Annotated in this window: 26 protein-coding genes and 2 tRNA genes; 10 read left to right on the top strand and 18 right to left on the bottom strand. The window is 69.9% G+C overall.

Translation table 11 applies throughout. The annotated features are described in order from the left end of the window. Nucleotides 1-23 precede the first annotated feature (23 nt). Nucleotides 24-287, top strand: coding sequence for a hypothetical protein (locus QNO12_RS07260; protein ID WP_257502108.1), 264 nt, complete (start codon nucleotides 24-26; stop codon nucleotides 285-287). 11 nt (nucleotides 288-298) lie between these two features. Here the strand turns inward: QNO12_RS07260 and yczR are convergent, their stop codons facing one another. Next, complete coding sequence (gene yczR, locus QNO12_RS07255) at nucleotides 299-1,723, bottom strand: MocR-like transcription factor YczR (protein WP_257502107.1); 1,425 nt, start codon at nucleotides 1,721-1,723, stop codon at nucleotides 299-301. Between the two features lie 62 nt (nucleotides 1,724-1,785). On the opposite strand from yczR, the gene yczE reads away from it, so the two are divergent. Next, nucleotides 1,786-2,400, top strand: coding sequence for a membrane protein YczE (yczE, locus tag QNO12_RS07250; protein ID WP_257502106.1), 615 nt, complete (start codon nucleotides 1,786-1,788; stop codon nucleotides 2,398-2,400). 6 nt (nucleotides 2,401-2,406) lie between these two features. On the opposite strand, the gene QNO12_RS07245 is transcribed toward yczE, so the two are convergent. Both QNO12_RS07245 and QNO12_RS07240 read right to left on the bottom strand, forming a co-directional pair. Then, complete coding sequence (locus QNO12_RS07245) at nucleotides 2,407-2,619, bottom strand: methyltransferase (RefSeq protein ID WP_257502105.1); 213 nt, start codon at nucleotides 2,617-2,619, stop codon at nucleotides 2,407-2,409. Between the two features lie 107 nt (nucleotides 2,620-2,726). Then, nucleotides 2,727-2,799, bottom strand: a tRNA-Arg gene (locus QNO12_RS07240). 89 nt (nucleotides 2,800-2,888) lie between these two features. Here QNO12_RS07240 and orn point away from each other — a divergent pair. The 5 genes from orn to QNO12_RS07215 all read left to right on the top strand — a co-directional run bounded on the left by orn (nucleotide 2,889) and on the right by QNO12_RS07215 (nucleotide 4,773). Then, nucleotides 2,889-3,515, top strand: coding sequence for an oligoribonuclease (gene orn, locus QNO12_RS07235; RefSeq protein ID WP_257502104.1), 627 nt, complete (start codon nucleotides 2,889-2,891; stop codon nucleotides 3,513-3,515). A gap of 38 nt (nucleotides 3,516-3,553) precedes the next feature. Next, nucleotides 3,554-3,629, top strand: a tRNA-His gene (locus QNO12_RS07230). Next, complete coding sequence (locus tag QNO12_RS07225) at nucleotides 3,630-3,980, top strand: metallopeptidase family protein (RefSeq protein WP_257502103.1); 351 nt, start codon at nucleotides 3,630-3,632, stop codon at nucleotides 3,978-3,980. Beyond that, a complete protein-coding gene (gene clpS, locus QNO12_RS07220) occupies nucleotides 3,971-4,279 on the top strand; it encodes an ATP-dependent Clp protease adapter ClpS (RefSeq protein ID WP_257502102.1) in 309 nt (102 codons plus the stop codon). The genes QNO12_RS07225 and clpS overlap by 10 nt, the downstream gene beginning before the upstream one ends. Further along, a complete protein-coding gene (locus QNO12_RS07215) occupies nucleotides 4,276-4,773 on the top strand; it encodes a DUF2017 family protein (protein WP_257502101.1) in 498 nt (165 codons plus the stop codon). The genes clpS and QNO12_RS07215 overlap by 4 nt, the downstream gene beginning before the upstream one ends. A 7-nt stretch (nucleotides 4,774-4,780) precedes the next feature. On the opposite strand, the gene QNO12_RS07210 is transcribed toward QNO12_RS07215, so the two are convergent. Genes QNO12_RS07210 through gatC form a run of 6 tightly spaced genes read right to left on the bottom strand, consistent with a single transcriptional unit; the run spans nucleotide 4,781 to nucleotide 10,370 of the window. Beyond that, on the bottom strand, nucleotides 4,781-5,374 hold the full coding sequence (locus tag QNO12_RS07210) for a nucleoside/nucleotide kinase family protein (RefSeq protein ID WP_257502100.1): 594 nt from the start codon (nucleotides 5,372-5,374) through the stop codon (nucleotides 4,781-4,783). Further along, nucleotides 5,349-5,669 (bottom strand): hypothetical protein, encoded by a 321-nt coding sequence (locus tag QNO12_RS07205; protein WP_257502099.1) that lies wholly within the window; start codon nucleotides 5,667-5,669, stop codon nucleotides 5,349-5,351. The genes QNO12_RS07210 and QNO12_RS07205 overlap by 26 nt, the downstream gene beginning before the upstream one ends. A 56-nt stretch (nucleotides 5,670-5,725) precedes the next feature. Beyond that, a complete protein-coding gene (gene dinB, locus QNO12_RS07200) occupies nucleotides 5,726-6,985 on the bottom strand; it encodes a DNA polymerase IV (RefSeq protein WP_257502098.1) in 1,260 nt (419 codons plus the stop codon). 42 nt (nucleotides 6,986-7,027) lie between these two features. Further along, complete coding sequence (gene gatB, locus QNO12_RS07195; protein ID WP_257502097.1) at nucleotides 7,028-8,542, bottom strand: Asp-tRNA(Asn)/Glu-tRNA(Gln) amidotransferase subunit GatB; 1,515 nt, start codon at nucleotides 8,540-8,542, stop codon at nucleotides 7,028-7,030. Next, the gene (gene gatA / locus QNO12_RS07190; RefSeq protein WP_257502096.1) at nucleotides 8,542-10,074 is read right to left on the bottom strand and encodes an Asp-tRNA(Asn)/Glu-tRNA(Gln) amidotransferase subunit GatA; all 1,533 of its coding nucleotides are present in this window, start codon (nucleotides 10,072-10,074) and stop codon (nucleotides 8,542-8,544) included. The genes gatB and gatA overlap by 1 nt, the downstream gene beginning before the upstream one ends. After that, nucleotides 10,071-10,370 carry an Asp-tRNA(Asn)/Glu-tRNA(Gln) amidotransferase subunit GatC gene (gene gatC, locus QNO12_RS07185; protein ID WP_257502094.1) on the bottom strand — a complete coding sequence of 100 codons (300 nt, stop codon included), beginning with the start codon at nucleotides 10,368-10,370 and terminating at the stop codon, nucleotides 10,071-10,073. Before gatC ends, gatA begins: the two co-directional genes overlap by 4 nt. Nucleotides 10,371-10,425: 55 nt before the next feature. Between gatC and QNO12_RS07180 the strand changes: the two genes are divergently transcribed. Next, nucleotides 10,426-12,126, top strand: coding sequence for a long-chain-fatty-acid--CoA ligase (locus QNO12_RS07180; RefSeq protein ID WP_257502092.1), 1,701 nt, complete (start codon nucleotides 10,426-10,428; stop codon nucleotides 12,124-12,126). Between the two features lie 39 nt (nucleotides 12,127-12,165). Here QNO12_RS07180 and QNO12_RS07175 read toward each other — a convergent pair whose 3' ends face one another. Beyond that, a complete protein-coding gene (locus QNO12_RS07175) occupies nucleotides 12,166-12,642 on the bottom strand; it encodes a cupin domain-containing protein (protein ID WP_257502091.1) in 477 nt (158 codons plus the stop codon). A 127-nt stretch (nucleotides 12,643-12,769) separates the two neighbouring features. Between QNO12_RS07175 and QNO12_RS07170 the strand changes: the two genes are divergently transcribed. Further along, the gene (locus tag QNO12_RS07170; protein ID WP_257502090.1) at nucleotides 12,770-12,979 is read left to right on the top strand and encodes a hypothetical protein; all 210 of its coding nucleotides are present in this window, start codon (nucleotides 12,770-12,772) and stop codon (nucleotides 12,977-12,979) included. Between the two features lie 8 nt (nucleotides 12,980-12,987). Here the strand turns inward: QNO12_RS07170 and QNO12_RS07165 are convergent, their stop codons facing one another. The 8 genes from QNO12_RS07165 to QNO12_RS07130 all read right to left on the bottom strand — a co-directional run bounded on the left by QNO12_RS07165 (nucleotide 12,988) and on the right by QNO12_RS07130 (nucleotide 22,052). After that, a complete protein-coding gene (locus QNO12_RS07165; protein WP_257502089.1) occupies nucleotides 12,988-13,695 on the bottom strand; it encodes a Type 1 glutamine amidotransferase-like domain-containing protein in 708 nt (235 codons plus the stop codon). A 64-nt stretch (nucleotides 13,696-13,759) separates the two neighbouring features. After that, on the bottom strand, nucleotides 13,760-15,232 hold the full coding sequence (locus QNO12_RS07160; RefSeq protein WP_257502088.1) for an ArnT family glycosyltransferase: 1,473 nt from the start codon (nucleotides 15,230-15,232) through the stop codon (nucleotides 13,760-13,762). 69 nt (nucleotides 15,233-15,301) lie between these two features. Further along, entirely contained in the window at nucleotides 15,302-16,546 is a 1,245-nt protein-coding gene (locus QNO12_RS07155) for a serine hydrolase domain-containing protein (RefSeq protein WP_257502087.1), read from the bottom strand. A gap of 41 nt (nucleotides 16,547-16,587) precedes the next feature. Further along, entirely contained in the window at nucleotides 16,588-17,022 is a 435-nt protein-coding gene (locus tag QNO12_RS07150) for a VOC family protein (RefSeq protein ID WP_257502086.1), read from the bottom strand. A gap of 1 nt (nucleotide 17,023) precedes the next feature. Beyond that, the gene (locus tag QNO12_RS07145) at nucleotides 17,024-17,320 is read right to left on the bottom strand and encodes a YciI family protein (RefSeq protein WP_257502085.1); all 297 of its coding nucleotides are present in this window, start codon (nucleotides 17,318-17,320) and stop codon (nucleotides 17,024-17,026) included. A gap of 6 nt (nucleotides 17,321-17,326) precedes the next feature. Beyond that, nucleotides 17,327-19,654, bottom strand: coding sequence for an NAD-dependent DNA ligase LigA (gene ligA / locus QNO12_RS07140; RefSeq protein WP_374761023.1), 2,328 nt, complete (start codon nucleotides 19,652-19,654; stop codon nucleotides 17,327-17,329). A 10-nt stretch (nucleotides 19,655-19,664) separates the two neighbouring features. Then, nucleotides 19,665-20,807, bottom strand: coding sequence for a tRNA 2-thiouridine(34) synthase MnmA (mnmA, locus tag QNO12_RS07135; protein ID WP_257502084.1), 1,143 nt, complete (start codon nucleotides 20,805-20,807; stop codon nucleotides 19,665-19,667). Between the two features lie 9 nt (nucleotides 20,808-20,816). Further along, nucleotides 20,817-22,052: a cysteine desulfurase family protein gene (locus QNO12_RS07130; protein ID WP_257502083.1), complete on the bottom strand. Its 1,236-nt coding sequence runs from the start codon at nucleotides 22,050-22,052 to the stop codon at nucleotides 20,817-20,819. Nucleotides 22,053-22,105: 53 nt separating this feature from the next. Here QNO12_RS07130 and glgX point away from each other — a divergent pair, with 53 nt between their 5' ends. Then, nucleotides 22,106-24,193: a glycogen debranching protein GlgX gene (gene glgX, locus QNO12_RS07125; protein WP_257502082.1), complete on the top strand. Its 2,088-nt coding sequence runs from the start codon at nucleotides 22,106-22,108 to the stop codon at nucleotides 24,191-24,193. Nucleotides 24,194-24,215: the final 22 nt, after the last annotated feature.

Genomic DNA, 24,215 nt, shown 5'->3' with positions numbered 1-24,215 from the left:
GACCTATCGGAGAGGAGCACGACATGAGTCTCATCCTGGACGAGCCCGCACCGGGAACACCGAACCTGTCCCGCGCCCGCGGCGTCCGCCTGATTCGAGCCGCGCCCGCGCTCTGGCGGATCGTGGACGGCCGTGGCCTGGTCCTGGGTCACCTCCGGGCGATCGGCCAGGGCGCGCAGCTGAGGTACAGCGCCCGGCGCTTTCACGCACCGAGCCGCGCGTTCCTCGAACTCGGCGAATTCTGGTCGGCCGACGACGCCGTGGAGTGCGTGACGTTCAGCCGGTGACCGACTGCAGCTCAGACCACCGAGTCCAGTTGGTCGACGATGGACACCGGAGCCCCTCCGCGCACGCGAGGCCATGCCTCGGCGAGGATCGACACGGCGCGGACGAGTTCATCCGGCGAGCCGGTGAAGGGAATCCGCAGATGCCGGTCGTGGCCACCATCGACAGAGAATCTCGGGCCTGCGGAGAGCAGCAGGCCCCGCGAGCGCACGTCCATGACCAGAGCGGAGCTGAGGGGCGCGTCCAGCTCGAGCCAGAGCGACACCCCGCCGTGCGTCCGCGGTACACGCCACTCCGGCAGGTCCGCCGCCAACGCGGTCAGGACGGCATCCCGCCCGGCCCGCAGGACGTGGGACCGCTGCGCGACGACGGCGGCGTACTCGGGCAGCACCGCTGCGGCAACCGCCTGCTCGAACTCGGGGGTACCCAGGTCCTGCGCGGGACGCGCCGCCACCAGGCGACGGATGAGGTCTGCTTCGGCGCGGATCCATCCGATGCGCAGTCCCCCCCACACCGTCTTTCCGAGGGAGCCGACGCGCACCGTCAGTGCCGGGTCCCCGTCCAAAAACCCGGGTGAGAGTGCTCCGCGGTCGATGTCCAGGTCGGCCGTGGTCTCATCCAGCACCAGGACGGTGCCGGTGCGATCGGCCGCGCGGGCGAAGGCAGTGCGCTCGACCTCGGTCATCGATCGGCCCGTGGGGTTCTGGAAATCGGGCATCAGGTAGCCCAGCACGGGCAGTGTACGCGCGAACGCCTGCTCCGCGCGGTCCAGATCCCAGCCGTCATCGGTCGTCACCGGCACACCGACCAGGCGCGAGCCGGCGCGCCGGAAGGCGTCGGCGGCGTGCGGGTAGGTCGGGGTCTCGATCAGCACCCGATCGCCCCGCCCGAGCAGGACGGCGGCCAGCAGGTGGATGGCGCTCTGGGCGCCCGTGGTGACGATCACCTCGCCGGCGGATGTGGGGATGCCGCGGTCGCGGTACCGCGCCGCGATCGCCTCCCGCAGCTCGGTCCGTCCGAGGACGTCGTATCCGACGCGGGAGACCAGGGCCGCCGCGGAGTGCGCCACCTCCGCCACCACGCCGGCCAGGCCGGGCCAGGCCGGCGGGCTCGCCTGCTGCAGGTCCACCGCGCCCTCGGTGGACGGGGCGCGTCCAGGGTCGCGGCGTCGCAACGGGAGGGTGACGCTGCCGGACCCGCGCGTGCTGGCGATATGCCCGGACTCGCGCAGGCTGCGATACGCGGCCGCCACCGTGCTGCGGCTCACCCGCAGTCCGGCCGAGAGCTCACGCTCGGCCGGGAGTGCCGTCCGCGGAGCAAGCCGGTTGTCCAGGCACAGCAGCCGGATGCCGTCCGCCAGAGCCTCGTAGGCGGGTTCTCGGGTGCGCCAGCCGCCGAGTGCCGCGGACAGCGCACGTGCCGATATCCGTGAGTCCATGCAGCCACCATACCGACATTGGACTGGTCGGTACGGTCCACTTCTGGGATTGGATAGCAGACATGCCCCGTCGCGTCCTGCAACTCCTCGTCGGCCTGTTCCTGTACGGAGCGGGGTGCGCGTTGACGGTCCAGGCCGGACTGGGCATCGACCCGTGGACGGTCTTCGCTCAGGGCATCTCCCTCCACACCGGCATCGGCATCGGCTGGGTCACGAACATCCTCGGCTTCGTCGTGCTCCTGCTGTGGATCCCGCTCCGTCAGAAGCCGGGCATCGGCACGGTGGCGAACATCCTGCTGGTGGGCACGAGCATGCAGGTGGTGCTGTGGCTCATCCCCCCGGTGACGGGCTTCGCCGCGCAACTGGGAATGCTGGTAGCCGGCATCCTCCTCGTCGCCGTGGCGTCCGGGCTGTACATCGGCGCGCGGTTCGGGGCCGGGCCGCGGGACGGTCTGATGACCGGGCTGCACGCGCGTCTGGGCTGGCCGATCTGGATCTGCCGCGTGGTCGTGGAAGCGACGGTGCTCGCGGCCGGCTGGGCGCTCGGCGGCACCGTCGGGATCGGAACCGTGCTGTTCGCGGTGCTCATCGGACCGCTCGTGCATGTCGCGCTGCCGCTCCTGGACACCGCACCCGCCGCACGCGCGGCCGCACCCGCGCGACGCGACGGGCGCTGACGCGAGTCAGTGCTCGCGGAACTGCGGCCAGTCGCTGCCGGGTGTCATCCGCGAGTGCAGAGCGTTCTTGGCGATCTCCATCGACGGATACGTCCCCGCCGAAGCGTCGGCTCCCGCCATCGTCACGGTGTACCCGGCGTCGTCCCTGCGGATGCTGCCGACGACACCGGAGTTGCCGTAGGCCACCCACAGTCCATGGCGCGCTTCGGCCGTGCTCATCATCGAACCCCTTCCGTCCCTCCGACCATACGACCGCGGCGCGAGAGTCGCCAGTGCCACGCGGACCAGCGGAGCGGGAGCCCATTCGGCGGCCGGACGGGGACGAGTGCCCCCGACAGGACTCGAACCTGTGACCGGCGGATTAGAAGGCCGCTGCTCTATCCACTGAGCTACGGAGGCGCGAAACCAGCGTATCGCGCCCCCGCGGGAGGATCCGGTGCCCGCCGGCGGGCAGGGCGTGTCCCGAGCCCCTGACTAGGATGGAGCGCATGGTGGGGGCTTCGGAAAACGACAGACTCGTGTGGATCGACTGCGAAATGACGGGTCTCGATCTGGCGATCGACGAACTCGTCGAGATCGCGGTCGTCGTGACGGACTTCGAGCTTCGGCCGCTCGACCCGGGTTTCTCGATCGTCATCAAGCCCGACGACACGGCGCTGGCCCACATGAACGACTTCGTGACCGCCATGCACGAGAAATCCGGGCTGCTCACCGAGATCCCCGACGGCGTCAGCGTGGCCGAGGCCGAGTTCGAGGCGCTCGAGTACATCCAGCGCTTCGTCCCCCTCGAGGGCAAGGCACCCCTGGCCGGGAACACCATCGGCACCGACCGGATGTTCCTGGCGAAATACATGCCCCGCGTCGACCGCTGGCTGCACTATCGCAATGTCGACGTGTCCAGCGTCAAGGAGCTCAGCCGACGCTGGTATCCGCGCGCCTACATCCACGCTCCCGCCAAGGGCGGTGGCCATCGTGCGCTGGCGGACATCCGCGAATCCATCCTCGAGCTCGCGTATTACCGCTCCGCTGTCTTCGTGCCCGAGCCGGGGCCGACCAGCGACGGCGCGCGGGCTGCGGCGGCTGCCGCCGTTTCGTCTTTCGCGCCCGGAGTATGAGAGAATTTCCTGGTTCCTCCGCACACGCGGTGGACATGGTGGGTATAGCTCAGTTGGTAGAGCGCGGCCTTGTGGTGGCCGATGTCGCGGGTTCGAGCCCCGTTACTCACCCCAATGCTTGACATGGATGCCTCGGCATTCGAGGCCCTTGTGGTCGACGAACTGGATAGGCTTCCCGACGACATGGTCGACGGACTGGATAACGTGATCTTCGTCGTGCAGGATCGCCCGGACGACGGGAGTCTGGATCTGCTCGGCCTCTACGACGGCTGGGCGCTGACCGAACGCGACCGCTACGGTTCCGGCGAACTGCCCGACCGCATCATCCTGTACCGGGAGCCGCATCTCGCTGTCTGCGACAGCATCGGTGATCTCCGGGACGAGGTGCACACGACCCTCGTCCACGAGATCGCGCATTTCTACGGAATCGACGACGAGCGCCTGCACGAACTGGGATGGGCGTGATGGCCAACCCCGCCGCGCCCGACGTGGTCGAAGACCGCGAGATCCGACTCGACGCACAGGTTCGTCGCCCGTGGCAGACGGTCGTCTGGAATGACCCGGTGAACCTCATGAGCTATGTCACGCACGTGTTCCGGGAGTACTTCGGGTTCGACCGACCGCATGCGGAGCGTCTGATGCTGGCTGTCCACCACGACGGGCATGCCGTCGTCGCCGAAGGGGCCAGGGAGCAGATGGAACTGCACGTTCAGGCGATGCACGACTACGGTCTGTGGGCAACGCTGCGGCAGGCACCCCAGTGAGCGGCGCCCGGACGGTCGTGCTGGAGCTGACGCGGATGGAGGCGGCTCATCTTGCCGGTCTCGTCCAGCAGTTCGCCGAGCTGCTGGACGGAGCCCACAGCGCGGGCGGCGACCCGGCGATCGCTCGTCTGGTGCCGGATGCCTATGCCGATGACGCCACGGCCGCCCAGGAGTTCCGAGACGTGACCGAACAGGATCTGCTCGACCGCCGCCGCGATGACGCCGATCGGGTGCTGGCCTCGCTGCATGACGCCGCCGTCCTGCCGGACGCGCCCGCGGAAGATGTGGCGATGGAGATCGTCGAGCTGCGCCTTGATCCTGAGGACCTGAGGTCGTGGCTGCGCTCACTGGCCGCGATCAGACTGGTGCTGGCGACCCGGCTGGACATCCGCACCGAGGAGGACCACGACGTGGACGATCCGCGATTCGGCATCTACGAGTGGCTCGGGTACCGGCTGGACGGGCTCGTACAGGCCGCATCCGAGGACGACTGAAACTGCGTCACGGGATCGCGAACACGAGGGTGGCACGGCTGGCCGGTGCGTCGCGAAGAAGGTGTCTCTCCTCCTGCTCGGCCCAGCGCGCCCAGTGCGGACGATACGCGTCGCCGTCGCGATGCAGGGCGCGGCGCATGCGTGAGGACGGCGGTGACTCCAGCCAGACGCGCACATCTGCGAGCTGAGAGGTGGATGCGGTCAGCAGACCGGAGCCTTCCACGATGAGCGGAAGAGACGGGTCCACGGCATGCGCCTCGGCGTGGGCAGAGGCATCCCAGTCCCACCGCTCCCACACCCCCATCATCCCGCGGGCGTGCGGGCGCAGGATCAGCTCGCGAGCGGCCTCGACACCGTCAGCCAGGCCATCCCAGCCCGGGTACAGCGAATCGAGCGCCACCAGTTGAACGCGACCCCGCAACGGCCAGCGCGCGACCAGCCGGCGCGCGAGCGTCGTCTTGCCGGATCCGCTTCTGCCGTCGATGAGCACGACCGGGTTGGCTGCCGCGACACCGACGATGGCCTCGCGGATGTGCGCAGCGGCGACGTCGAGCGCGGCGGAGAAGGGGTCGGCGCTAGCGCTTGAGAGCGCGGATGACACGGCTGAGTGCGCGACCGGCGACCCACACGAAGGGGATTGCGACCGCGAGGAAGGACACGACGTTCGGCTCGAACCGCAGATCGTCCCCGCGGCGGATGTAGGCACCCAGGGGGACGGCGTATCCCCCGCCACCCCCGCCGCCGTTGCCCGACTCATCGGAGCCGCCACCGAATCCTGACCACGTCAGCGCGACCGGGACGATGCGGACTCCGTCGATGTCCGTCTGCTCGCCGTAGGCGCTCTTCACGCCGAAGGTCGCGGACTGCTTGCCGAGTTCGAGTGCGATGTTGGGCATGGCTCAACGGTACCGGGCTGGAGGCGGCATGCCCAGAGCCACGGCGGGGTCCGGTCTCAATCGAGGCTGTGCGGTTTCGGGTGGGAGGGCAGGGTCCCCCCTCCGCGCGGCCCGCCGAGCAGGGTCGCGCGCGTGACAGCCCCACACCCGAACCTGGCGGCCGCGTCATCCAGCGCCCCCTCGATGCGACGCCACTCGGCGTCGTCGTCCCAGAGCGTCAGCGCCGCACCGCCGGAGGGGAGCAGCTTCTCGGCACGGACGCCGACCAGTCGTACCGGCATCCGGCGGTCGACGGCGCCGAACAGCTCGAGCGCCGCCTCGCCGATCCGCTGCCCTACCGCCGTCGGCTCGGGCAGCGTCTGGGACCGGGTGATCGTGCTGAAATCGGCGAACCTCACCTTGATGGCGACGGTGCGCGCCTCCCAGCCGTGTGTGCGCAGGCGTGCCCCCACCCGATCGGCCAGGCGGCGGAACTCGGTGCGCAGCACCCCGAGGTCGCCGATGTCCTCGTGGAAGGTCTCTTCGTGGCCGATGCTCTTCTCGACCCGCTCGGTATCGACCCTGCGCGCGTCCAGCCCGCGCGCCAGCTGCCAGATGCGGTCGCCCATCGCCGGCCCCAGAGCACGGTCCAGCACGGGCCGGGGCGTCTGCAGCACATCCCCGATCGTATGGATGCCGCGCCCCTCGAGCGCCTCTGCGGACTTGGGGCCGATGCCCCAGAGCGCGCGGACAGAGCGCGGCGCGAGGAACGCCGCGGTTCCGGACGCCGGCACGATCAGCATGCCGTCCGGCTTGCTGATCGTCGAGGCCATCTTGGCGACGTGCTTGGTCGCGGCCACCCCGACGCTGCAGGTCAGTCCGGTCTCCTCGACCACCCGCTCTCGCAGCATCCGCGCGATCTGCCCCGGCCTGCCCCACAGCCGCCCCGCGCCGCGCACGTCCAGGAACGCTTCGTCGATCGAGAGCGGCTCGACCAGCGGCGTCACGTCGTGGAAGACCCGCATGACCTGCGCCGACAGGGCGAGGTAGCGGTCGAAATGCGGGGGGACGACGATCGCGGTGGGGCACAGCCGCAGTGCCTGGCCGACCGGCATGGCCGAACGCACGCCGAAGCGGCGTGCTTCGTACGAAGCGCTCGAGACCACGGAGCGCCCATCGGGGGCGCCGATGATGATCGGCTTGCCCCGCAATGAAGGGTCATCCAGCACCTCGACCGATGCGTAGAACGCGTCCATGTCCACGTGCAGGATGCCGGTTCCGGCGTCGTCCGCGTCCGCCGGGGAGACCAACCGCCCCGTGCCGTCCCCGCGTCCCATACGTCGATTCTCCCCCGCGCCGCCGACATGCGACGGATGAGGCTACTGCGCCGCGCGCTCGAGGATCAGTTCACGCACACGGGCGGCGTCGGCTTGACCGCGCATCGCTTTCATCACGGCGCCGATGACCGCGCCGGCCGCCTGCACCTTGCCTTCGCGGATCTTCTGCATGACGTCCGGCTGCGACGCGAGCGCCTCGTCGATCGCGGCGATCAGTGCGCCGTCGTCCGAGACGACGGCCAGTCCGCGCCGGTCGATCACCTCTTGCGGGGTGCCCTCCCCGGCGACGACGCCTTCCAGCACTTGCCGTGCGAGCTTGTCGGTGAGGGTGCCGGCCTCGATCAGCGCCTGCAGCGCTGCCACATCGGCCGGCGAGATCAGATCGGCTGCCTCCCGTCCCTGGGCGTTCGCGAGGCGGCTGATCTCACCGGTCCACCATTTGCGTGCGGCTGCCGGGGCTGCCCCGGCCGCAATCGTGGCGGCCACCTCGGCGAGCAGGCCGCCGTTGGCGACGTCCTGGAACTCGAGGTCGCTGAAGCCCCATTCGCTCTTCAGCCGCCGCCGGCGCTCGGCCGGGCGTTCGGGCAGTGCGGCGCGCAGCTCCTCGATGAGCTCGAGGGACGGCGCCACCGGCAGCAGGTCCGGCTCCGGGAAGTACCGGTAGTCGTCCGCGTCGGACTTAGGACGGCCGGGCGACGTGGTACCGGTGTCTTCATGCCAATGCCGGGTCTCCTGTGTGATGGAACCGCCGGCTGCCAGGATCGCGGCTTGGCGCTGGATCTCATAGCGGACGGCTCGTTCCACCGAGCGCATCGAGTTGACGTTCTTCGTCTCGGTGCGCGTGCCCAGCTTCTCCTGTCCGCGGGGGCGCAGCGACACGTTGGCGTCGCAGCGGAGGTTTCCGCGCTCCATGCGGGCCTCCGATATGCCCAATGACAGGACGATGTCGCGGATCGTCTGGACGTACGCCTTGGCGATCTCAGGTGCGCGGTGCTCGGCGCCGATGATCGGCTTGGTGACGATCTCCACGAGCGGCACGCCGGCGCGGTTGTAATCCACGAGGGAGTACTCCGCACCCTGGATGCGACCGGTCGCGCCGCCCATGTGGGTCAGCTTGCCGGCATCCTCTTCCATGTGCGCCCGCTCGATCGGCACCGTGACGATGGTGCCGTCGGCCAGCTCCACGTCGACCGAGCCCTCGAACGCGATCGGCTCGTCGTACTGGCTGATCTGGTAGTTCTTTCCCAGGTCCGGGTAGAAGTAGTTCTTCCGCGCGAACCGGCTGGTCGGGGCGATCGAGCACCCCAGAGCGAGCCCGAGACTGATCGAGTACTTGATCGCCTCTGCGTTCACGGTCGGCAGCGAGCCGGGAAGTCCCATATCCACCGGCGCGACCAGGGTGTTGGGACCGGCAGCATGGTTGGCGGAGTTCGCGGGGTTCGCCGCGGACGAGAACATCTTGCTCTCGGTGTTCAGCTCGACGTGCACCTCGAAGCCGAGCACCGGCTCGTACAGTTCCAGGGCTTTGTCGAAATCCATCAGCTTGTCCTTGGCCATCAGCGTGCCCCTCCGGTGGATCCCTGAGCCTGTCGAAGGGTCGGTGCGCGATCCAGCAGCGGTGCACCCCATGAGTCGACCAGGACTGCTTCGAGCGCCGCTCCGACACGGTAGAGGCGTGCGTCCTCGCGCGCCGGCGCGAGGAACTGGATGCCCACAGGCAGCCCGTCCTCGCTGGCCAGGCCGGAGGGGATCGAGATGCCCGGGACCCCGGCGAGGTTCGCCGGGATCGTGGTGACGTCGTTGAGGTACATCTGCAGCGGGTCGTCGATCTTCTCGCCGATCTTGAACGCGGTCGTCGGCGCGGACGGGGTCGCGATGACATCGACCTGCGCGAACGCCTCGGCGAAGTCGCGCTGGATGAGCGTGCGCACCTTCTGCGCCGAGCCGTAGTACGCGTCGTAATACCCCGCGGACAGCGCATAGGTGCCGAGGATGATGCGGCGCTTGACCTCATCGCCGAAGCCCGCGTCGCGCGTCTTGGCCATCACGTCCTCGACGGTGCCGCCCGGAACGTCCAGGCGCATCCCGAAGCGCACGGAGTCGAACTTGGCGAGGTTGCTGGATGCCTCGGCGGGGAGGATCAGGTAGTACGCGGCCACGCCGTACTCGAAGTGCGGAGCACTGATCTCGACGATCTCGGCACCCTGCGCCTGCATCGCGGCCAGCGCCGAGCGGAAGGATTCCGACACTCCGGCTTGGAAGCCGGAGTCCGGCAGCTCCTTGATCACTCCGACCCGCAGACCGCGGAGCACGTCACCGCGAGCGCCTTCCCGCGCGGCATCCGCGAACGACGGCCAGAGGTCGGTCAACGAGGTGGCATCGTGCGGGTCGTGACCGCCGATGACATCGTGCAGCAGTCCGGCATCCAGCACCGTTCGGGTCACCGGGCCGACCTGGTCCAAGCTGGATGCCAGTGCGATCGCGCCGTAGCGGCTGACGCCGCCGTACGTCGGCTTCATGCCGACCGTGCCCGTGACGTGGGCGGGCTGGCGGATCGAGCCGCCGGTGTCCGACCCCAGTGCGAGCGGGGCTTCGAACGCAGCGACGGCAGCGGCTGAACCGCCGCCGGAACCGCCCGGGATCCGGTCGAGGTCCCACGGGTTGTGGGTGGGTCCGTAGGCCGAGTGCTCGGTCGAGGACCCCATGGCGAATTCGTCCATGTTCGTCTTGCCGAGCGGAACGAGCCCGGCGGCGCGGGAACGCGCGACCACGGTCGCGTCGTACGGGGACATGAACCCCTCGAGGATCCGTGATCCGCTCGTGGAGGGCATATCGGTCGTGACCAGCACGTCCTTGATCGCCAGCGGCACGCCGGCGACCGGTCCGAGCTGCTCCCCCGCGGCACGGCGGCGGTCGATGTCGGCGGCCACCTCGAGCGCGTGGTCGCTGACATGCAGGAAGGCGTGGATGTCGCCGTCTACGGCAGCGATCCGGTCCAGATGCGCCTGGGTGGCCTCGACGCTGGATACCTCGCGCGAGGCGAGCCTGTCGGCCAGGTCGGCGGCGGACAGGCGAGTGATGTCGCTCACTGCTCCTCCCCCAGGATCGCCGTGACGCGGAAACGCCCGTCCGCGGCATCCGGAGCATTCTGCAGCACCTGCTGGGTGCTGAGCATGTCGCCGGCGACGTCGGGACGGAAGACGTTCTGCAGCGGGATCGGGTGGCTCGTCGCCGGCACATCGGGGGTCGCCACCTGGGAGACCTTGGCGATGTTGTCGACGATCACGTCGAGCTGCCCCGTGAGGCGCCCGACCTCCTCGTCGCTCAGCTGGATCCGGGCGAGCACACCGAGATGGCGCACGAGATCAGGGGTGATTTCAGACACTCCCCCATCCTACGAGCGCCCGCCTGCGCGTTCGGACCGTAAGTAGGCTGTTCCGGTGACGACGTACGAGCCTCCCCGCCCCTGGATCGCCAGCTACGCCGAGGGCGTCCCGGCGGATCTCGGGCCGCTGAGCGGATCACTGGTGGACATCGTGCAGGCCTCGGCCCGTGACTACCCCGACGCGCCGGCGCTGCAGTTCTTCGGCCGCACCACTTCCTACCGCGAGCTGAACTTCGCGATCGAGCGCGCCGCTGCCGGTCTGCGCGACCAGGGCGTCGGGCACGGCGATCGGGTGGCGATCGTCCTTCCCAACTGCCCGCAGCACATCGTGGCGTTCTACGCCATCCTGCGCCTGGGTGCGGTGGTCGTCGAGCACAATCCGCTGTACACGCCGCGCGAGCTGCGCAAGCAGTTCGAGGACCACGGCGCGCGTCACGCGATCGTGTGGAGCAAGGTCGTCGCGACCGTGCAGGAGTTTCCCGCCGATCTCGCCGTCACCTCGCTGATCTCGGTCGACATCACCAAGGCGATGCCGCTGCGCACCCGCGCGGCGCTGAGGATGCCGATCGCGAGGGCGCGTGCCGCCCGCTCCGCCCTGCACGAACGCGCGGGCGGCACGATCTCGTGGGAATCCATCGTCTCGACTCCCCCGCTGCCGGTCTCGCACCCGACGCCGCAGACGGCCGATCTCGCTCTGATCCAGTACACCAGCGGCACGACCGGGACCCCGAAGGGCGCGGCGCTGACGCATCGCAACCTGCTGGCCAATGCCGCGCAGGCGCGCGCCTGGGTGCCTTCGATCGTGCGCGGCGACGGCTGCGTCGTCTACGCGGTGCTGCCGATGTTCCACGCGTACGGGCTCACCCTGTGCCTGACGTTCGCGATGTCGATGGGCGCCCGGCTGGTCCTGTTTCCGCGGTTCGACCCCGACATGGTGCTCGAGGTGACCAAGAAGCATCCGGCGACCTTCCTGCCGTTGGTCCCACCGATCGCCGAGCGGCTCTTGAAGGCATCGCGGGAGAAGGGCGTGTCGCTGGCGGGCACGCGGATCGCGATCTCGGGCGCGATGCCGCTGCCCCACGACCTGGTGGTGCCGTTCGAGGAGGCCTCCGGAGGATACCTGGTCGAAGGCTACGGGCTCAGCGAGACCTCGCCGGTGCTGATGGCCAATCCGGTCGCGGACAACCGTGTGCCCGGAACGGTCGGACTGCCGCTGCCCGGCACGGAGGCGCGGGTCGTCGATCCGGAGGAGCCGACCCGGGATGTCGAGCCCGGCGCTGCCGGTGAGCTGATCGTGCGCGGTCCCCAGGTGTTCAGTGGCTACTACGGCAAGCCGGAGGAGACCGAGCGCGTCTTCGTGGACGGGTGGTTCCGCACCGGGGACATCGTGACCATCGACCAGGCCGGGTTCGTCCGCATCGTCGATCGGATCAAGGAGCTGATCATCACCGGCGGTTTCAACGTCGCCCCCACCGAGGTGGAGATCGCGCTGCGCCAGCACCCGCAGGTGGAGGATGCGGCCGTGGTCGGCCTGCCGAGCGAACACTCCGGTGAGGAGGTCGTCGCCGCGATCGTGGTCTCCCCCGGTGAGGAGATCGATGTCGAGTCCGTCCGGGAGTTCGCCCGCGGCATCCTCACCCCCTACAAGGTCCCCCGACGGATCTTCGTCGTGGACGAGCTGCCCACCTCGATGGTCGGCAAAGTGCTGCGTCGCCATGTGCGCGACTCGCTGTTGCAGCTGACTGGTCATTCGTAGGCACGGTCATTCGTGAGGGCACGGGCCCTGCCGCCTGTCTCAGGCGTGCTCGTCCTCTGCGCGCGGGCCGGGCTGCACGGTCCACGACGGCGGCTCGTCCTTTCCGGACTCCTCGTCCTGCTCCGCCTTCTGCGCCGTTTCCTGCACGAGGCCGGGCGCGTGGTGTGTCGGGGCGTAGATCGCGTACAGGCGAAGCGGCTCGTCGCCGGTGTTGATGACGTCGTGCCACGTGCCGGCGGGCACCTGGATGGACCAGCCGTCGGAGACGTCCTGCTCGAAGGTGAGCTGGTCCTTCTCCGGACCCATCACGCATCTGCCGCGGCCCGCGTCCAGACGCAGGAACTGATCGGTCTCCGGATGGACTTCCAGCCCGATCGAGTCTCCGGGTGAGATCGACATCAGAGTGACCTGCAGGTACTTCCCGGTCCAGGCCACCGTGCGATACGTCGAGTTCTCCCGGGTGGCGGTCTCGATGTCGAACGCATTCGGATTCGGGCCGTTGTCCTCGATGTGCACGCGGAGAGCTCCATTCGCTTGGGTGGTGTTGTCTGGAGTGTCGCCTCTTCAGCGGTGACGCACAAGGGGATTGCGGAACCCGACCTGTCGATTCCCCTGTGGCCCGTGGTGCGGCATGCTGAAAGCCATGGGAGGCACACCGAACGGCTTCGAGTTCACAGTGCGGGGCGACCGTGTGGAGATCCGCCACCATGGCCGGTTGGCCGCGACGCTCCGCGCGTCCTCGGCGATGAAGTTCCTCGACGATGTCGAGCGCAACGAGCCGCAGCAGGTGATGGCGCGCGTCACCGGCAATTACAAGCGCGGCAACGAACGGTCGGGCACCCACCGGCCGTAACCTCGGGCCTACATCTGCGCGGCGCTTCCGACCGGTTGGCGCTGCTGGGGCGGGAACAGTTCCCAGTGCCCCTCGGAGACGACATCGACCGCATCGCCGACCACCGCGATCGCGGTCTGGTCGTCGATAGCGTACGCGGGACCGGACATGTCGGCCGCCCATCGGCGCGCACGGGGCAGGGTGTTGCCGGACCAGCCGGGGTAGTCCAGGTGGGGGAAGATCGAGAAGTCCACGACGCCCAGCGTCTCATCGCCGCCGCCGGGTCTCCAGTCCACGAAATCCTCGCCGATGCGAGGCGTCATGACCATGCTCCCGGCGCTGACGCCCACCCAGACGGTCTCGTCGAGGGACGGCAGCAGATCGGCCAGCCCGGACTCCCGCATCCAATGGGCGAGGTAGACGGCCTCGCCGCCGTCCACCAGGAGGACGTCGGCGTCGCGAACCCACGTGACCCATCGTGCGCGGTCGATGCTCGGCAGGGCGGTCAGCTCGAGCACTCCGACCGATTTCCAGCCCAGGCCGCCGAGGTTCGCGCTGTCCGGCCACGCCCCGGCGATGGACCGCCACACCGATTCGGGAGTACACGCGGGCTGGCCCCATTGCCCCGTCGGGATGAGGAGCGCTGTGCTCTCGCTGATCGGCTTTCCGACCAGCTCGATCAGTCGCCGGCGGATGCTGTCGTTCGTGACCCCGCCGGATGTCAGGAGCAGCTTCATCGAAACTCCAAACTCGGTGCAGTGTGAATCGGATGCTGGGACGCTAGCAGGCATCGCCCGAAGCTCAATCCAGGTGACGGAACCTCTCCCACAACTCGTCCCAGGGCTCCAGCGGGCCGGTGCACACCATCACGGGCGCCCCCTGCTCCTCGTTGTCGACGCCGACGCCGTTCTCCAGCGTGTCCACCAGGGCGCATTCCTCGAACCAGCGCTGCATACCGCGACCTTGCCATCCCACGAGCAGGACCGTCTGGGCATCGGCCGCGGGTGGGCCCAGGTCGCCGAGTGCGTTGTGCCCGCTCACCACCGGCGGCAGGCCGACACCGAAACGGTCCAGTGCCCCCGCCTCGCCGTAGTTGCTCGTGATGATCGCATCGGCGCGGACGGATGCCGCGGCATCCGTCACCTGCTCTGCGTACCGTTCCCAGCCGACCTGATCGGCCGCTGCCGAGTTGATCGCGGCGAGCCCGGTGGCGCCGAAGACCTGCACCGGCAGCACCGGGAGCGACGCGATCGCGCACGAGACGGCGTTGACCCCGAGCAGGACCGCCACCACGGTGCGACGGCGCCTCGTGCGCGCCCAGCCGGCAACCAGCACCGAGCCCATCGCGGTCAGGACCGCCAGCACCCCTGCGGTGTAGTAGAACTGCGTGCCGGCGATGAAGACGAACAGCACCACCACGGCGAAGGTGACCGACAGGAAGCGCAGCGGATGCCACAGCGGTCGGCGGAACAGCCCGACAAGGCCGGCGATCCAGAACACGGCGAGCACCGGGCCCACGAGGAGGATCAGCATGGGTCCGACGAGGATGCGCACCTCGTCGGCGTTGTTCTGAGCGAGTGCGGCGCCCATCGCGAACTGCGGCCATCCGTGGGCGGCCTGGTAGATCACGTTCGGCACGGCGAGCAGTCCCGCCAGCCCGACGCCGCCCCACAGCCAGCCCGACAGGAACCATCGTCGTGGTCCGCACACGGCGAGTCCGACGGCGATGCCGATCATGAGGATCACGCCCAGGAGCTTGTTGAACGTGCTCGCCCCGATCACGGCACCCGCGGCCAGCCACCACCGGCCGTCCGCACGCAGCACCGCGCGGATCGTGAACAGCAGTGCGGCGGGCCACACCACGAGGTCGAGGCTGGCCGTGAGCAGAACGTGCCCGAAGAGGAGGGTGAGGCTGGCCCCGGCCATGCCCCACGCGGTGAGGGCCTGCGCCACGCGCGTGCCGCCGACCTCCCTGGTGACCAGGGTCAGGATGAGCACGGATGCCGCTGCGCACACCAGCGCGAGGATCCGCAGCCCCACGACGCTGTCGCCGAACAGCCCGACGGCGGCCTTGGCCAGCAGCGGAGTGAGCGGCGGCTGGTCGGTGTAGCCCCACGCGGGCGGAAGCATGCGGAAGTACAGCTCGTCGCGGTGATAGCCGTACGCCGAGGAAGTGGCGGCGAGCACCAGCGCGAGGGCGGTCATCGCCCCGACGGCATGCCCGATGGCCAGCGGATGCCTGGTCACGACAGCCTGGGAGGTGTCGAGAATCACGACGCTCAGGCTAGCGGAACCCCGCGACGGCTCCTGCGGCGGCGCACGCGGAGTGCGACGCGCCGGCCTTCATCGGCTGCAGGGCTGCGTGGGCATCTCCGTGACGGCCGACGCGAAGACGGGGTGCAGCGCCTGGACCACCCGGAAGACCTCCTCACCGGTCCCGCCGTCGCCATTGGCGAACGCGACGAACACGGCATCGGTCGTCGCGAAGTAGGTGACGTTGGTGCCGTACCCGGGCTCCGCCCCGGAGTGACCGAGATCGAGGATGCATCCCGTGGCGAGGTCGCGGTGCACCTGCACGCCGAGTCCGTATGCCAGACCGTCCGCGCCGGAATCCGGAGCGGTGTCGCCGTACCGGGCGATCAGCAGCTCGGGCGAGATGCCGGCTCCTGCCCCCAAGGCCCGGCCCCACGCGTGCATGTCGTCGAGCGTGGAGACCATGGCGCCCGCAGCCCAGCTCTCCGCGTTGGACCAATCGATGGTGTCGGTGGGACGGGGCAGCTCCGGGCAGAACAGCGAATATCCGTGCGTCGACGGTGCCTCCACCTGCCCGTCCGGCGCGAACCGGCTGCGGCTCAGTCCGAACGGTTCGGTGATCCTGGCCTGGATCAGACCGGCCAGGTCTTCGCCGGTCGTCTCCTCGAGGATGCGGCCGAGGAGGAAGGTGTTGAAACCGGAGTACGTGAATCCCTCACCGGGCGCGAAGCCCGACCTCGGCGTCGTCGCACCGATGGCGATGACACGCTCCGGGTCGGCGACCGCGTACGGGGCCGCGCAGATGCGCTCGATCTGTTCCATACCGGGAGGGCCGATGCCGCTGGACATGTTCATCAGCATCCGCACGGTGATGTGGGACGCTTCGGGGAAGTCCGGGTACCAGCGGTCGATCGTGTCCTCCAGCGTGAGGCCGGAGGTGCCCTCCCCGATGAGCTGCAGGGCAACGCTGGTGACGATGCTCTTGGTGATGCTGCCGATCTTCTGCTGGTTGCCTGCCTTCATCGGCTCCCCCGTCTCCAGGTTCGCGGTCCCGCGCGAGGCCACCCACTCACCCTGGCCTGGGATCCAGAGGCCCACCAGGACGCCGGGCAGCTGTGTGGCGGCGAACGATTCGTCCAGCGCCGCCTCCAGAGCGGCCACCAGCTGCCGATCCAGCCCCGGAGTCGGCGTCTGACCCGTCGGCGCGGGCGAGGCCTCCTGGGACACCGGCCCTGCCCCGCAGGCGGCCAGCCCCAGGGCCAAGACCGCGGCGAGCAGCCCACTCATCCCGCGCCGGCCGATGTGCTCTGCCCTGCCCGTGCGCGGCACTCGCATGTCGGCCCCATCCTGTCGGTTCCGCCGAGAGGATCGGCCCCTCAACCTATCCGCAAGTCGCGCGGATCCGATAGGGGCGGCGACCGAGGCGGGTTGTGCATGAACTCGAGGCGGATGCCGCTGTCATCCTCGACGAAGGACGCGTAGTAGCGGTCGTTGAACCGCGGATACAGCTTCGGCTCGCGCACGGCGGACCACCCCGCAGCGAGGGCGACCGAGTGCAGGCGGTCCACCTCCGCCCGGGACTCCACCGCGAAGGCCAGGTGCTGCCATCCCACCTCGCCGTGCCGGTGCGGCTGCGAATCCGGCTCGCGCGCCGGGAACAGGATCAGCTCCACGTCGCCCTCTCGATACCAGGAGACCGAGCCGTCCGCGTCGTATCGCGTGAATTCGAGCGCCTGCAGCAGCGGGTCGAACTGCTCGGTCGCGCGGTCCAGGTCCGCGACGGTGATGCCGAGATGGTCGAAGACCGGCACGCTACTGCTCCGCGCCGGCCGCGAGGGCGTACGGGTACAGCGTCGCGGTCATCACACCGGCGGCGACCGCCGGATCGGTCTGCATGACGGCACGCGCCGTCTCCTCGTCGGGCGCCTCGATGATCGTGATGGCCGGGGTGGTGGGATCCTCCGGCATCCGGCCGGCGAGGATCAGGATGCCGGCGCTTTTCAGGGCCTGGACGTAATCGAGGTGGTCGGCGACGGCCTCTTCGTGCTCATCGGCTGCGTCGGGCAAACCCGGACGGGCCGGGACGATGCGATAGAGCCATTGCGCCATGACCGCTCACTCCCCACTCGCGGACGCGGCATCGGCGCCGTCCGCGCCGGCACCGTCGCCCAGGGCGGCCGGCCCCTGGGTGACCAGCACGTGGAACTGCGCGGCGTCGATGATCCGTACCCCGAGCTCTTCGGCCTTGGCCAGTTTCGAGCCCGCGCCCGGTCCGGCCGCCACGAAATCGGTCTTCTTCGACACGCTGGAGGCGGCCTTCCCGCCCGCGTTGATGATCGCCTCCTGCGCCCCTTCGCGGCTGTATCCCTCCAGCGAGCCGGTGGCCACCACGGTCACACCCTCCAGGACCCCGCCCGCCTCGGCGGCGGCACCGGGTCCGGGGTGGCCGGGGGTGTGCAGCTGCGCCCCGGCCGCCGTCCAGCGCTGGACGATGTCACGGTGCCAGTCCACCTCGAACCAGTCGATCAACGAGTCCGCGATGATCCCGCCGACCCCTTCCACCGCGGCCAGCTCGTCACGGGACGCCGCACGGATCGCGTCGAGCGAGCCGAACCATTGCGCGAGCGCCCGCGCGGCGACCGGCCCGACGTGACGGATGTTGAGCGCGACGAGGAAGCGCCACAGATCCTTCGTCTTGGCCAGCTCGATGTTGGCCAGCAGCTGGGTCGCGGAGGAGGACAGGATGTGTGCGGCGTCTCCGTCGAACGGTCCGTCGGTGTCGAGGGGCGGGTCGGTCTTCTTGCGCTGGCGGCGGAACGGCGATCGGGTGTCCGGGCTGCCGTCCTCGAGCAGCCTGGGCAGGCCCGTCTCGGCGTCGCGGACCACGACGTCGATGCCGAACAGGTCCTCAGGGCGCAGGTCGAACAGCCCCGCCTCGGTCACCAGCGGGGGGATCTCCGGCCGGACCGGCTGGGTGAGCGCCGCCGCGGACACCTCGCCGAGCCCCTCGATGTCCAGCGCACCACGCGACCCGATGTGCTCCACCCGCCCGCGCACCTGGGCGGGGCACGACCTCGCGTTCGGGCAACGCAGGTCGATGTCGCCCTCTTTCGCCGGAGCGAGCGGGTGTCCGCACTCCGGGCAGACGGTGGGCATCACGAAGGCCCGCTCGGTCCCGTCGCGCAGCTCGACGACGGGGCCGAGCACCTCCGGGATCACATCGCCGGCCTTGCGCAGCACGACGGTGTCGCCGATCAGCACACCCTTGGCCTTGACCACGTCCTGGTTGTGCAGCGTCGCCTGACGCACCACGCTCCCGGCGACCCGCGCCGGCTCCATCACCGCGAACGGGGTGGCGCGTCCGGTGCGGCCGACCGAGACGACGATGTCCAGCAGCTTGGTGTTGACCTGCTCGGGAGGGTATTTGTAGGCGATCGCCCAGCGCGGAGCGCGGCTGGTCGCGCCCAGCTCGTCGTGCAGCGCCAGCTCGTCGACTTTCACCACGATTCCGTCGATCTCATGCTCGACGTCGTGCCGGTGCGCACCGTAGTGGCGGATGAACTCGTCCGCCGCGGCGGCGGAGTCGGCGACGGAGAAGTACGCGCTGGTCGGCAGCCCCCAGGTGGCCAGGAGCGCATAGATCTCGCTCTGCGTCGACACCGGGGGGTCCGGCCACGCGCCGATGCCGTGCACGGTCATGCGCAGCCGCGACAGCCGCTGGTGCATCGCCTCCAGCTGCCGGTCGTTCTTGCCCTCGGTCTTCTGCCGCAGCGAGCCGCTGGCGGCGTTGCGGGGGTTGGCGAACAGACGGTCGCCCATCCGCTCCTGGTATGCGTTCAGGGACTCGAAGTCGGCGACGTTGAAGAACACCTCCCCGCGCACCTCCACCAGCGGCGGATGCCCGGTCCCGGCGAGCCGCTGCGGGATGCCGCGCACCCGGCGCACGTTCTCGGTGACATCCTCGCCCACCCGGCCGTCACCGCGGGTCGCCGCCGACACCAGGCGTCCGCGCTCGTACCGGAGCGAGAGGGCGAGCCCGTCGATCTTCAACTCGCACAGGTAATGCACCCGCCTGCCCGCGTCGCGCTCCACCCGGGTCGCCCAGGCGAGGAACTCCTCGTCGCTGAAGACGTTGTCCAGGCTCAGCATCCGCTCGGCATGCTCGACCGGAGCGAACAGCGTGCCCGACGCGGCTCCGACCGAGAGCGTGGGCGAGTCCTGGCCCTGCAGCTCGGGATGCAGGCGCTCGATGGCCTCGAGCCGGTGCATCCACGCGTCATAGGTCGCGTCGTCGACGATCTCGGCATCCTGCCCGTAATAGGCCTCACGGGCGCCGAGGATGCGATCGGTGAGCTCGCTCGCGTGCGTGCGGGCCTCATCCAGGGTCAGGCCCGCGATGTCCGTGCCGTGGTCGGCGTTGGCAGGGGTGGAGGCATCCGTCACGCCCGTAAGTCTAGAAGCCGCCTGCGACAGATGAGCCCGCGGGCCCCGCCGGTCGGGCTTCGACGGGGACGGCCGAGACGGTGCGATCGATCGTGAACTGACCCAGCACCCTGGTCCCGTCGTACAGCACCGCGGTCTGCCCCGGCGCCACACCGTCCAGCGGCGTCTCCGGGGTGACCGTCAGCGCGCCGCCGGCCAGTCGCGCCCGGGCCGGCACCGGATCGGCGTGGGCGCGGATCTGCACGTGGCAGGCGAAATCCGGGACCGCCGGTGCCGCACCCGTCCACGTGAACCGCTCCCCGGCGATCTCCGCCGTCGCGAGCGCCTCCTTCGGCCCGACCACCACGGTGTTGCTGACCGGCCGCACCTCCAGCACGAAGCGCGGCTTCCCGTCCGAGGCGGGCACGCCGAGGGCGAGCCCGCGGCGCTGACCGACCGTGAACGCGTGCGCGCCCTCGTGCGTTCCGACGACGGCGCCGGAGCGATCGACCACGTCGCCTCGCGCCGCCCCGACCCGCTCGGCCAGCCAGCCGCGGGTGTCGCCATCGGGGATGAAGCAGATGTCATGGCTGTCCGGCTTGTTCGCGACGGTCAGTCCGCGCGCCTGCGCCTCGGCGCGCACCAGCGCCTTCGACGGGGTCTCGCCGAGCGGGAACAGCGTGTGCGCGAGATGGTCGGCGGTGAGCACCCCGAGGACGTAGGACTGGTCCTTGGCGGCGTCGCTGGCGCGGTGCAGTTCGCGCTCCCCCGAGGCGTTCTCGCGCAGGATCGCGTAGTGCCCGGTGCAGACGGCGTCGAAGCCGAGGTCCAGCGCCTTCTCGAGCACCGCGGCGAATTTGATCCGCTCGTTGCAGCGCATGCAGGGATTCGGTGTCCGGCCGGCACTGTACTCGGCGACGAAGTCCTCGATCACGTCGTCGCGGAACCGCTCCGAGAAGTCCCAGACGTAGAACGGGATGCCGAGACGATCCGCGGCACGTCGCGCGTCCATCGCATCCTCGATCGTGCAGCAGCCTCGGCTCCCTGACCGGAGTGTGCCACCCGCCCGCGAGAGCGCGAGGTGGACGCCGACCACATCGTGCCCGGCGTCGACGGCGCGCGCGGCGGCCACCGCGGAATCCACCCCACCGCTCATCGCCGCCAGAACACGCATGTGAAGAGTCTACGAGCGCTGGGCTCCGCCGAAGCTGGGAGCGGAGCCCGGAACGCGGCGTGAGGACAGCCCGGCCGCGCGTGCCCGCTCGAACGCGGCCGGAAGCGCATCCAGCACGGCGTCGACGTCCGCATCGGTGGTGGTCCGTCCCAGCGTCAGCCGCAGGGCGCTGCGCGCCGCACTCTCCCCGAGACCCATCGCGCGCACCACGTGCGAGGGCTCCGGCACGCCGGCCTGACAGGCCGAACCCGTCGAGACGGCGATTCCCGCAGTGTCCAGCAGCAGCAGCAGCGAGTCGCCCTGCGCTCCCGGGAACACCACGTGCAGGTGCCCGGGCAGCCGCTCCGCCGCCGCGGCCGAGACTCGCGCGTGCGGAATCCGAGCCCGCAGCCCCGATTCGAGCCGGTCGCGCAGGGACCGGATGCGCGTCGACTCGGCGGCCAGTTCGCCGACGGCCAGCTCCGCCGCCACAGCGAAGGCCGCTGCGCCGGCGGCATCCTGGGTGCCGGCGCGAAGACCGCGCTGCTGCCCGCCGCCGTGCAGGAGGGGCTCGACGCGCGCCTCGCGCGCCACGACCAGCGCACCCACACCGACCGGTCCGCCGAGCTTGTGCGCCGCGACGCTCATCGCGACCAGTCCTGCGCTGCCCGATCCGGACTGCGCGCGCAGGCCCCGGAACGACAGCGGAACGTGTCCGAACGCACCGACCGCGTCTACGTGCACCGGCACGTCCGCCTCGGCTGCGGCGGCGGCCGCCCCGACGAGGGGCTGCAGGCTGCCGACCTCGTTGTTTGCGGCCAGCAGCGTCGCTGCCGCGGCATCGCCACCGCCCACCGCGCTGCCCCACGCGTCCAGATCCACCCGCGCATCGCGGTCGACGGGCACCCATTCGATGTCGGCCACCTCGTGCGCGTGCAGCCAGCCGAGCGTGTCCAGCGTGGCGTGGTGCTCCGCGAGCGGCGCGACGATCGCGTTGCGGCCTGTGGACTCACGACGGGCGCGGTACAGACCGGTGATCCCGAGGTTCACCGACTCGGTGCCGCCGGAGGTGAAGACGACCTCGACCGGATCGCAGTCCAGCGCCGCAGCCAGACGCTCGCGCGACTCCTCCAGCAGCTGACGGGCGGACTGACCGGCGGAGTGGATCGAGGAGGCGTTTCCGACCGTCTCCGTGGCGGCCAGCCACGCCTCGCGCGCTTCCGCGCGCAACGGCGTCGTGGCAGCGTGGTCGACGTAGACGACCATGGACCCTCCGCTCGAAGCAACCTGCGACTGTGCGCGTTACTACTGTAGAACGCATGCTTTCGCCAGAATCCCTCGCCGCGCTCGCCCCGCGGTCAGGCCTGCTCCGTTCGGAGCTCGACGACCTCGGCGTCACCCTCGGACCTGACGGCGGCACGCTGCGGGTTTGGGCCGCCAATGCCGGCGAAGTGGAACTGGTCCTGTTCGACGACAGCGACCTGGACTGGAGCACCGACACCATGCCGCTGCAGCCTGCCGGTGGCGGCGTGTGGAGCGTCACGACGCCCGGGCTTCGCCCTGGAGCGCGGTACGCCATCCGGGTGGACGGCCCGCACGGGCCCGGCAACATGTTCAACCCGGGGACCCTCCTGGTCGAGCCGTATTCCAAGGGCCTGGTCAGTGGCGGGTTCGAGGACTGGCGATCGGTCGTGATCGAGGGCGGCTTCGACTGGGGCGGGGTGGCCAAGCCGGCGGTCCCGCTGGATCGGACGGTGATCTACGAGGGCCACCTCAAGGGGCTTTCGAAACGGCATCCTGCCGTGCCGCCCGCCCTGCACGGCACGTACGCCGGCCTCGCGCATCCGGCGATGATCGATCACTTCCTCACGCTCGGCGTGACCAGCATCGAGCTGCTACCGGTCCATGCGTTCGCCACCGAGCCGCGCCTGCTCCAGCATGGACTGACCAACTACTGGGGGTACAACTCCCTGAACTTCTTCACCCCGCACGGCGCGTACGCCACGGAGGAGAGCCGCCGCGGGGGGCCGGAGGCGATCCTCCGGGAGTTCAAGGGCATGGTGCGCCTCCTCCATGAGGCCGGACTGGAGGTCATCCTCGACGTCGTCTACAACCACACCAGCGAAGAGGGCATCGGCGGCCCCCGGACCAGCCTGCGCGGCATCGACAACCGCTCGTATTACCGGCAGGACCAGGACGGCGTCTACATCGACGTCACCGGTTGCGGCAACTCGGTCGACACCTCGACGGATGCCGCATCCCGCCTGGTGCTGGACTCCCTGCGCTACTGGGCCAACGACATGCAGATCGACGGGTTCCGGCTGGACCTGGCCGTGACGCTGGGTCGAGATGCCGCGCACACGTTCACGCCGGAGCACCCGCTGCTGCGCGCGATCGCCGAAGACCCGGCGCTGGCCGGTGTCAAGAAGATCGCCGAGCCCTGGGATGTCGGAATGGGCGGCTGGCAGACCGGCAATTTCGGCGAAGGCTGGCTGGAGTGGAACGACCGCTACCGCGACCGCGTCCGCAACTTCTGGCTCAGCGACGTCGACTACGCACGCCGCGCCTCCGCCGCCCCGGTGGGCATCGGCGGCTTCGCCACCCGCCTCTCCGGGTCCTCGAACACGTTCAGCGCGGAGCGCGGCCCGCTGGCGAGCGTCAACTTCGTCACCGCGCACGACGGGTTCACGCTCAACGACCTCGTCTCGTACGACGTCAAGCACAACCTCGGCAACGGCGAGCAGAACCGGGACGGGGCGGACACCAACCGTTCCTTCAATCACGGCGCGGAGGGCCCCACCTCCGATGAGGGGATCCTCGCCACCCGCCGCAAGGCGATGCGCAACCTGCTGGGCACACTGCTGCTGTCGGCGGGCGTGCCGATGCTCTCCGCCGGAGACGAGTTCGCGCGCACCCAGCGCGGCAACAACAACGCGTACTGCCACGACTCGCCGCTGACCTGGATCTCGTGGGAGCACGCGCCATGGCAAGACGACCTGTTCGCGCACGTGCGGCGTCTGCTGGAGCTGCGCCGCGAGAACCCCGCCCTCCGGCCGAGCCGATTCGCCAAACTCAACGAGCACACCCCCTCCGCCTCTGTGATGCAGTGGTACGACCAGAACGGCAGGACCATGTCGATCGAGCAGTGGACGGACCCGTCCAGCCGGACGCTCCAGTACGTCGCCGCTTCGACGCCGGAACACGAGGAGTTCAACCGGATCCTGCTGATGGTGCACGGAAACGAGCACCCCGTCGACGTCACGCTGCCTCGGATCGACGGCGTCGCCACGTTCGTGTCGCTCTGGTCCAGCGCGGACGAGACGCCCAGCGACACGCATGCGCAGCTGCGTCCGGGAGATACCGTAGCCCTGCCGGGAACCTCGATGCGGCTGTTTCGCGCAGGGTAGGCGAGGGCCGGACGGCGCGCCA

The organism is Microbacterium sp. zg-B185 (assembly GCF_030246885.1).
Taxonomy (GTDB): domain Bacteria; phylum Actinomycetota; class Actinomycetes; order Actinomycetales; family Microbacteriaceae; genus Microbacterium.
The sequence above is the reverse complement of the archived record's forward strand: the minus strand, read 5'-3'. Positions and strand labels throughout refer to the sequence as shown.